This is a genomic window from Runella sp. (genome assembly GCF_027484545.1).
Lineage (GTDB): Bacteria > Bacteroidota > Bacteroidia > Cytophagales > Spirosomataceae > Runella.
This window is the reverse complement of sequence record NZ_JAIXST010000312.1, coordinates 1-9,683: the sequence shown is the minus strand read 5'-3', so window position 1 is coordinate 9,683 and position 9,683 is coordinate 1. Positions and strand designations below refer to the sequence as shown.

Annotated in this window: 8 protein-coding genes, 1 tRNA gene and 1 pseudogene; 4 read left to right on the top strand and 6 right to left on the bottom strand. The window is 39.0% G+C overall.

Annotated features, from left to right (window positions below):
• Window positions 1-125: 125 nt before the first annotated feature.
• The 4 genes from glf to tgt all read right to left on the bottom strand — a co-directional run bounded on the left by glf (window position 126) and on the right by tgt (window position 5,568).
• Complete coding sequence (glf, locus tag Q0081_RS28005) at window positions 126-1,226, bottom strand: UDP-galactopyranose mutase (RefSeq protein WP_298361322.1); 1,101 nt, start codon at window positions 1,224-1,226, stop codon at window positions 126-128.
• Between the two features lie 117 nt (window positions 1,227-1,343).
• Entirely contained in the window at window positions 1,344-2,633 is a 1,290-nt protein-coding gene (locus Q0081_RS28000) for a nucleotide sugar dehydrogenase (protein WP_298361321.1), read from the bottom strand.
• 110 nt (window positions 2,634-2,743) lie between these two features.
• The gene (locus tag Q0081_RS27995; protein ID WP_298361319.1) at window positions 2,744-4,255 is read right to left on the bottom strand and encodes an OmpA family protein; all 1,512 of its coding nucleotides are present in this window, start codon (window positions 4,253-4,255) and stop codon (window positions 2,744-2,746) included.
• Between the two features lie 179 nt (window positions 4,256-4,434).
• Complete coding sequence (gene tgt, locus Q0081_RS27990; protein ID WP_298361317.1) at window positions 4,435-5,568, bottom strand: tRNA guanosine(34) transglycosylase Tgt; 1,134 nt, start codon at window positions 5,566-5,568, stop codon at window positions 4,435-4,437.
• 141 nt (window positions 5,569-5,709) lie between these two features.
• On the opposite strand from tgt, the gene Q0081_RS27985 reads away from it, so the two are divergent.
• The 4 genes from Q0081_RS27985 to Q0081_RS27970 all read left to right on the top strand — a co-directional run bounded on the left by Q0081_RS27985 (window position 5,710) and on the right by Q0081_RS27970 (window position 8,040).
• Complete coding sequence (locus tag Q0081_RS27985) at window positions 5,710-6,882, top strand: glycosyltransferase (RefSeq protein WP_298361315.1); 1,173 nt, start codon at window positions 5,710-5,712, stop codon at window positions 6,880-6,882.
• A gap of 5 nt (window positions 6,883-6,887) precedes the next feature.
• A complete protein-coding gene (rsmG, locus tag Q0081_RS27980) occupies window positions 6,888-7,514 on the top strand; it encodes a 16S rRNA (guanine(527)-N(7))-methyltransferase RsmG (protein WP_298361313.1) in 627 nt (208 codons plus the stop codon).
• Window positions 7,515-7,546: 32 nt separating this feature from the next.
• Window positions 7,547-7,822 carry a hypothetical protein gene (locus Q0081_RS27975; protein WP_298361311.1) on the top strand — a complete coding sequence of 92 codons (276 nt, stop codon included), beginning with the start codon at window positions 7,547-7,549 and terminating at the stop codon, window positions 7,820-7,822.
• Between the two features lie 144 nt (window positions 7,823-7,966).
• Window positions 7,967-8,040 (top strand) — tRNA-Asn (locus Q0081_RS27970).
• 368 nt (window positions 8,041-8,408) lie between these two features.
• Here the strand turns inward: Q0081_RS27970 and Q0081_RS27965 are convergent.
• Window positions 8,409-9,395, bottom strand: coding sequence for a DUF3871 family protein (locus Q0081_RS27965; RefSeq protein WP_298361309.1), 987 nt, complete (start codon window positions 9,393-9,395; stop codon window positions 8,409-8,411).
• Window positions 9,376-9,683: pseudogene (locus tag Q0081_RS27960) on the bottom strand (AAA family ATPase); the annotation flags it as partial. The gene Q0081_RS27965 and the pseudogene Q0081_RS27960, both read right to left, overlap by 20 nt.

Genomic DNA, 9,683 nt, shown 5'->3' with positions numbered 1-9,683 from the left:
TGTACCTCTTGTAATTCAAAGGGATATCCTATCGGTAACAACTCACTTAGGTCGTCTATTAGTGACATAGCGTTTTTGATACAAAATTACATCATGCAAGTAAATTCATAAAGTACCGATTTTTTCTATTCTCCAAAATGTTTTCGAACTTTTACAAGCGCCGAACCAATCACTTGATGCATGTCGTAATAACGATATTCAGCCAGGCGTCCACCAAAAATTACATCAGACTCTGCTTCGGCCAATTTGCGGTATTCACGAAGTAATTTGTCATTTTTATCATCGTTTACGGGATAATAAGGCTCTTGTCCCGGTGTCCATTCCTGTGGATACTCGTGGGTAATCACCGTTTTGTCCTGTGTGCCAAACTCAAAATGTTTGTGCTCAATGATACGTGTAAATGGCGTTTCTCCGTCTGTATAGTTAACAACCGCATTTCCCTGGTGATTAGGCGTATCAAGAGTTTGATGTTCAAAGCGTAAACTGCGGTATTCAAGATAGCCCAACTTAAAGCCAAAATATTCGTCCAATTGGCCCGTGTAAACAATCTGTTTGGCCAAGGCATCCAATTCCGTTTTATTTGCAAAATAATCTACTCCCAAACGCACATCACTGCCTTCCAATAGCTTTTCATTAAGCTTGTTATATCCACCAATCGGAATGCCCTGATAACGGTCGTTAAAATAGTTATTATCGAATGTAAACCGCACCGGCAGGCGTTTGATAATAAAGGCTGGCAAATCCACGCATTTACGCCCCCATTGTTTCTCGGTGTAGCTTTTGATGAGTGTCTGGTAGATATCAGTCCCCACTAAAGAGATGGCTTGTTCTTCTAGATTCTTGGGGTCTTTGATATTAGCGGCGTCAATTTGTTCCTGAATTTTTGCTTTAGCTTCTTCGGGAGTGCGTACTTTCCACATTTGGTAGAAAGTATTCATGTTGAACGGCAAATTATACAACTCTCCATAGTAATTGGCTACGGGAGAGTTAGTATAGCGATTAAACTCTACGAATGAGTTTACATAATCCCAAATTTCTTTGTCGTTGGTATGGAAAATGTGAGCTCCGTAGTAGTGCACATTAATACCCTCTACATTTTCGCAGTAGGTATTTCCTCCAATGTGGTTACGGCGGTCAATAACCAAGCATTTTTTCACTCTTTGAGTGGCTTCATGCGCCCATACATTCCCAAAAAGTCCTGCGCCTACAATTAGATAATCGTACATTTAAAGTTTGCAGTTGACAGTCAACAGTTGGCAGTCAACAGTCAACAGTCGGTAGGCAACAGAAAATTACCGTTGACTATGAACTATAAACTATGGACTGTAAACTGTAAACTGAAGTTAAAGTCTCCAGTAAGTTATTTTTTCGTCTGTATTTTTATACATTCCTTTTAAATCCATCAGAACAGGTTGACTATTCATAATAGAGCTAAAATAGCTAACGTTCAGTAATTTATATGAATCGTGCCCAACTGATACAATCACCGCATCATAATCATTGGAGGGTTTATCCATTAGAGTTAAACCATATTCGTGCGCTACTTCGTTGGGTGAGGCATACGGGTCAACAATATGAACATTGATGGAAAAACTCATCAATTCTTTCACCAAATCAGCCACTTTTGAATTACGAATATCAGATACATTTTCTTTAAAAGTAATCCCCATCACCAATACTTTGGCGTTTTGAGGGCTTTTTCCTTTTTGAATCAGCATCTGTACCAACCGCTTGGCAATGAAAGCCGGCATACCGTCATTAATACGGCGTCCACTATGAATTACTTGCGGGTCATACCCCAGTTTTTTAGCTTTATATAACAAATAATATGGATCAACACCGATGCAATGTCCTCCCACCAGTCCCGGATAAAGCTTAATAAAATTCCACTTTGTTCCGGCAGCGTCAATAACATCTTTGGTATCAATCCCCATCCGATCAAAAATAATCGCCAACTCGTTCATGAGCGAAATATTAAGGTCGCGTTGAGTATTTTCAATTACTTTAGCCGCTTCAGCTACTTTAATAGTTGGCGCTTTGTAGATGCCTGCGGTAATAATTTCCCCATAAACCTGAGCAATTTCTTCTAATGCTTCAACATCACTGCCTGAAACAATTTTCAAGATTTTATCAATAGTTCGCTCTTTATCGCCTGGATTTATACGTTCGGGCGAATAGCCGATTTTAAAATCCTGCCCTAATTTCAGACCTGATTCCTTTTCAAGTATTGGCAAGCAATCTTCTTCAGTACAACCCGGATAGACCGTTGATTCATAAATAACGTAATCTCCTCTTTTCAATACTTTCCCAATTGTGTGGGAAGCGCTAATCAGTGGTTTTAAGTCAGGTACTTTATAATCATCAACGGGAGTTGGAACTGCGACAATGAAAAAATTAGCTTGTTGTAAATCTTCAGGATTTGACGTAAAGGTGATATCTTTTCCTTCAAAAACTGAAGATTCGAGTTCATGAGAAGGGTCTTCACCGTGTTGCATCATAGCCACCCGCGCTTGGTTAATATCAAAACCAATGACTCGAAAGTACTTGGCGAATTCCAATGCAATCGGTAAACCTACGTAACCTAAGCCGATAATTGCTATCTGATTTTCTTTTTTGAGAAGTTGTTGGAACATTTTAGTTTTTAATCAGGTCGCAAATATAGCAAACGAGTTGGATGAGTACCAAATGAAAAGACCCTGACGTTGGGTGTCAAGGTCTTTTCTAAATATTTATCCTTTGTTACTTAAGGCATCAATTTAAGTTCTACGCGACGGTTTTTCTTCAAACCTTCCACAGTTCCGTTATCTGCGATTGGTTTAAATGAACCATAAGCATCTACCAAAATACGATTTGGATCTTTCAAGCCTGCCTGAGACAAGTATTGCTTCACTGCATTTACACGTCGTTCAGACAAAGCCACGTTGTAGCGGTCAGAAGCGCGGCGGTCAGCATGACCGGCCATTTGCAGGCGGCATTGGGTCTTGTTCATCAATTCTACTACTTTATTAAGCAAGTCATAGAATTCAGGTTTGATGATTGCTTTATCAGTATCAAACAATACGTTGGCAAAAATTTCAGCACAAGCCATACCCGGAAGTGCATCTTTCACGTATTTATCAAAGTCAATTTTCTGACCTGCACCCGTTACGATGCTACCGGCAGGAGTATTAGGCTCCTTATCAAAATAGTCAGATACACCATCGTTATCCGTATCTATCAATAAACGTGGGTCAATGTCTTTTGGCTTATTGGCTTTCGCAATAGAATCAATTTCAGCCAATGAAAGAATCTTTGGTGGTTTTACTAACAATTTAGGGTCAGTATAACGCAGGTGATAAAAACCTTTACCCGCATCAAGCGCATTGAAATTATACGCCCATTTGCCGTTTTTCTTCTCAACACGAAGTGGATTTTTACCTAATTTATAGGTTAAACTTACTGCAAAGAAGCCATATTTATCAAGTGCCGAGTTTCCTTTAGGAGTACCTAAAAAACTGTTGGCAGTACCGCCTTCGTACAAACGACCGCCTTCACCGCCATCATAAATTGCAGAAGGATCTCCGCCTACTGTAGCATCCAGTTTTTCGGTGTTAACGTTGTTGAGACGAAAATCAATACCTAAATCTAAGCTTTTGGTTAGTTCATAAGAAGTAGTAAATCCTACGGGAATTACCCATTCCTGAGTATAGGCAGAAGCTTTTTTATTAAGTTCTGTAGTATTATTCCGCAAGGTAGGTGAATCGTCCGAACGACGTTGTAAACGGCCTGAACCAAGTGAATAAGCGGTTGATCTAAACCAAATTTGGCCTGCACCACCATAAATATCCATTTTCCAACGCTTCATTTTGGTAGGGCCAAAAAGCAGTCCTTTAATATTTACAGTCCCTGCAACGTCAGCTTGGAAATAATTGGCGTTGAAATATGATTGATAGATACGGCGTTTCATTCCTTTCAAATTTCCGCCTCCTACATCTAATCTTGCCCCAAATAGATAGGTAAGTTGCTTACCTAATGATAATCCGACGTGCATAGTACCGCGCTCTGAACGGCTGTCAAAATTATTGATACCTACTGGCCAAAAATCATACTCACGTAAGTCACCATAAAACTGACTGGGACCTACATAAGCACTTACAGACCAAGTGTTCATCTTGTAAGGACCTTCGTAAGGAGCTTTGGGATTATACTGTGCCTGTGCTTCAAGCAAGCATGATCCTAACAATAAGAACGTGATAAGCAGAAATACTTTTTTCATAATAAACCTTTTTGTAATGTTGAATAAGGGGGATACGTTTCACATTATCTATAACTTCTACAAAATCTACTTATTGCAAAAGTAGTCTTTCCTGACCAGATTCTCCAACAAAAGTAGGGATTCAATTTTTATTTCAAAAATGTTTTGGTTCTCTAAAGAAAATTCTTTTCTGGCAACTTTCAAAGTCGTTGTGTAATTTTTTTCAAAATTTCAATCTTCCATTGGGCAAATGTACCTGCAATAATTTGGTTACGTGCCTGACCAACAAGCCACAAATAAAAAGTCAAATTATGGACGCTGGCTATTTGTGCCCCGAGTATTTCTTCCGATTTTATCAGGTGACGTAAGTAACCTTTGGCATAAAAGGTACTCACATATCCTCCTAAATTTTCGTCGATTGGGCTAAAATCGTCTTTCCATTTCTCGTTTCTGATATTAATTACTCCCTGTGTTGTGTACAAAATACCATGCCGGGCATTGCGGGTGGGAAGCACACAGTCAAACATATCTATACCTAATGCAATACTTTCCAAGATATTTTCGGGAGTACCGACTCCCATCAAATAACGCGGCTTGTCAACTGGAAGAATATCGCAGACCAATTCAGTCATTTCATACATATCCTCAGCAGGTTCGCCCACCGAAAGCCCTCCAATGGCATTTCCTTCTCGCCCCATACTTGCTATTACTTCTGCTGATTGCTTTCTCAAATCTTTATAAGTACTCCCCTGTACAATTGGAAACAAGGTTTGAGTATACCCATACTGTGCCTGAGTAGTATCAAAACGGTCACAACAACGTTGAAGCCAGCGGTGCGTCATTTCCATAGACTGACGCGCATAGGAAAAGTCACAAGGGTAAGGTGTGCACTCGTCAAAGGCCATTATAATATCTCCGCCAATCTGGCGCTGTACATCCATGACGTTTTCAGGTGTAAAAAAATGGGTAGAGCCATCAATATGAGACTTAAACTTTACTCCTTCTTCGGTGATTTTCCGCCCTGTGCCCGCCAAAGAATAGACTTGGTATCCACCGCTATCGGTTAAGATAGGCTTATTCCATCCGTTGAATTTATGTAAGCCTCCTGCTTTTTCTAAAATATCTAAGCCCGGTCTTAGGTACAAATGATACGTATTTCCTAAAATAATTTGAGCTTTTATATCGTCGTGTAACTCGCGCTGATGTACCGCTTTTACAGTTCCAGCCGTTCCAACGGGCATAAAAATCGGGGTTTCAATGGTCCCGTGATCTGTATGAATGATTCCGGCGCGGGCTTTAGTGGCTGTGTCTTTAGTAACTAAATCGAAAGTCATTAAAAATAGATTGGTGAATGCTTTAGAGTGCTTAAATAATTGAATTTTGTTACAAAAATAATAGGCTTCATGGGTTTATCCAGTTTTTAACTTTCAGTATCCCGAAATCCCCCCTTATATTTGCGGACTTTTTATGACTGCATGGATATACTTTACTTCTCTGATTGGCTTTCAAATCCTGTATTAAACATTCTGCTGGGACTTTTTGCTTCAGTAATCTTGGTACAATTGTACTACATTTTATTGATCTTTACGAGGTTGCTTTTCAAAAGGGTACCCGATGCTCTAAAGAATTTTCCGCCTGTTACAGTAATCGTATGCGCCCATAATGAATTAGAAAATCTTCGCGAGTTGTTACCTATGCTCGACGACCAGGATTATCCTTCTTACGAGGTCATCGTGATGAATGACCGTTCTTGGGACGGTACCGAAGAATTTACTGAAACAGAAGCTAAAGCATGGGCAAAGGTGCGTTTTATTCATATTGAACAGGAATATGACCATGTAACACCCAAAAAATACGCCATCACTACTGCCATCCGAAGTGCAAAGCACGATATTATTTTGTTAACAGATGCTGATTGCCGTCCAACCACCGATCAATGGATTAAAGGAATGGCAACTCATTTGACCGATGATAAACAGATTGTATTAGGATTTTCGCCTTATAAAAAGCGAGCAGGATTTCTCAATCGTTTGATTCGTTTTGAAACCTTTTATGTAGCAGCCCAGTATCTTTCATTTGCATTGGCCAGTAACCCTTATATGGGAGTTGGTCGTAATCTAATGTATCGCAAATCGTTATTTTTAAAGAACAAAGGATTTTATACCCACTTACGAATTACAGGCGGAGACGATGATTTGTTAATGAATGAAATTGCAAATAATCAAAACACCGCCGTTTGTACAGACCCTGATACGTTCATGGTTTCAATACCTAAAGCGACTTGGCATGATTGGTATTGGCAAAAAAAACGACACTTATCCGTCAGTAAACACTATAAAACTGCCAATAAAATGCGCTTGGCTTTCCTTTCAGGGACACATGTTTTAACTTGGTTATTATTCTTAGGGTTAGCAATTTGGTGTGTTGTTGTTTTTCCAAACCAGCCGGGGCTTTTTATAGTGGCAGGCAGTCTCTTTACCCTTCGTCTTCTCAGTCAATGGATAGTATTGGGAATCGCTGCGAAAAAACTTTATAAATCAGTTGGGTGGTTTGCGATTCCGTTTATGGATTTTATTTTGTTTATTTATTACGTTATTATGTCCTTTGTACTATGGGCTAATCGTCGAAAAAAAGTAAGATGGAGGTAACTGAAATGGAAATTATAAAAAAATATTTCCCTAAATTAACCCCTACTCAAAAAGACAAATTTGGGCAGTTGGGTGAATTATACGCTTATTGGAATGCCCAAATCAATGTCATATCCCGGCAGGATGTTGAAAATCTTTACGAGAGGCACGTACTGCACTCGTTAAGTATTGCCAAAATAGTTCAATTTCGGGAGTTTGCCAGTATCTTAGATGTAGGTACGGGAGGCGGCTTTCCGGGAATCCCGTTAGCGATTATGTTTCCTGAAGCTGAGTTTCATTTGGTAGACAGTATTGGCAAAAAAATTAAGGTAGTGGAAGAAGTAGCCAAAGCCTTAGATTTAACTAACGTAAGAGCGGAACACTGCCGTGCCGAACAAGCTGATGGCGATTACGATTTTGTAGTGACTCGTGCCGTTGCAAGGATGACATCGCTTTATAGTTGGGTACATAATAAAATCAGCCGTAACCATGTACATCCTATACGAAACGGGATTTTGGCATTGAAAGGGGGCGATTTAGATGAAGAAATGGCTGAACTCAAACGTAAATACCGTATCTTTGAGTTATATGAATTGTTTGACGAAGAATTTTTTGAAACAAAGAAAATAGTCTACGTAACCGCAGGCAGTTAAATAAACTGCCAATTATAAATCTTAAAAATACCATGAACGAAGTATTCAAATCAAGCAGCATCAAAGACCCTGTCCGACCAAATGAAGTACATCTGACAGATAAGGGAGTTAGTTTTAAAATGAAAAAATTGATTGGCGGCACCGAGCAGTTTGTATTTTATAGTGATATTTCAGGGGTTGAGATTGATAGCGGCATGTTTTTTGCCACTATTCGTGTTATTCCACGGGCAAGACCTGAGATTGTTATAGAAAATTTCACAAAAGGAGACGCACAACGGATAAAAGCATTAATTTTAGAACGAGTGTAACCTACTGACTTTAAGTGACAAAAGTAAAAATGTTGTAAAAAATAAGGAGTTAAAAGTGAAATTTTCAAAAAAATCCTTGCTTACAATTCTTTAAACTTCTACTTTTGCACCACCAAAATCGAAAACTAAGTAGGTGTCCAAAATTCCCGAGTAGCTCAGTCGGTTAGAGCATCTGACTGTTAATCAGAGGGTCGCTGGTTCGAGCCCAGCCTCGGGAGCCCTGAAAATCAAGCACTTATGAGATAAAACTTGTAAGTGCTTTTTTTATTTGATACACAATTTGATACACAGATTACCATTTCTACTACTTTCAGCTTATCCTTTGAGGAAAATACAGAACAAAGAATGAGAGTAAGTTCTCCCTGAAATGACAAACAAAATAAGATTGGGAGGCTCTAATTTAACCATATCTACCCTATACTGTTTTCCTTCCAAGACTCCTTCTCATTCCCTTCTGCAAATCACAATAAATGGGCAATATAGCCTTCTTAGCTCCCCTTTTTGATTTACTACCATGATGGAAAAAGGGTCTAAGTAGTTGGATTGTTCAAACTTATCAGGAGCAATTGTTTCCATCTTCAATGAGTTAAGACAAATACCAATTGTATTCCTGATTTTGAACTGCTTTTCCAAGACTGCTCACCAACTCAAAAGCATTCACAGACCTTCCCAAGAAAGAATCAATGTAGCTTTGCTTATTGGCTCCTGTGAACAGATTGTACACATTCCACAGGTTGATGTTACCATTGGGTGCCTTGCAGAAGAAATCATCCTGATAATAATCTTTTGCAATTAGGTTAATCTGAGAATCTACAAAATTTAGTTTGGTCACCTCCTTTTTTTCGTTAGGAGGAAGAAACTGGTACAATCTTGCTCTTCCAATCAGGGTTGCAAACTGGTGTTCTGTAAGGTACAAATCAGTAAAGGATTGCATAGCTTTCAAATGGTTGTTGATTTGGTAGTTCAGAATCAACTCATAAATGCCTTTCATCAACTGAGAGAGCTGTTTGGCTTTCAGATTGAGAACCAATCCATCAGACCAAACACAGAGGTTACAACACACTTTATTTTGGAAACCAATGAAAATTTTGAAATGTTCATCGGCTCCTTTGCGATTGTACAGATTGTCCAAGTTGTATGATTTTACTCCCCCAATGGTTAAAGAAAGCTCATTGCCATTGATGCTGTCTCTGATGGTTGGTATTTCTACTACAAACATCATCCTTTCAAAATAAAGGGTTTCTTTATGGGGAAGCAGGTCTTTGGCTCTTTTATCCTTAGCTTCAGGTATTCTCCCTTTGATAGGATGTGAAACTCGGATAGCAGGAGCAAGAATGGATTCATTGGGAAACAGTTGGTGAATAATTTCCAAAGAAGAATTAATAAAATCCTGATGGGAAATGACAGGTTCATTATCCTTCACAAAAACTGGAATCAGGTGATTTTTTTCCAATTCTATCAAAGGCATAGGAAGTGTATTGGCCTGAATGAATGAATTTTCAGAAGAAAGGGGAATGATTGTTGGTTTAGTAATAGGAGCCAAGTGATGATTATTAATGAGTTGCAGTTCCATTGGAGGAGGAATTTTGAGGTGAAACAAGATTGGAAGGAGGTTGTAATTGGGCTTTTCTTTGGTTGAACCAGCTCAAATGAGATTGCTGAAATTCAGGGTTTGACAGGTAGAGTTCTCTTAATTCATCAATGGTTTCACATTCCTGAATGAACTCATGGAAAGGCTTTGTAGCAGGAATACCAAGCTGACACCAATCAGAAATAATCTTACCCGTTTGTGCTGTGATTTTGAAATCAGGTTGTCCGGAGAACAAACCTGTTCTGTCCTTACTTGCAGTGGCATTATGCT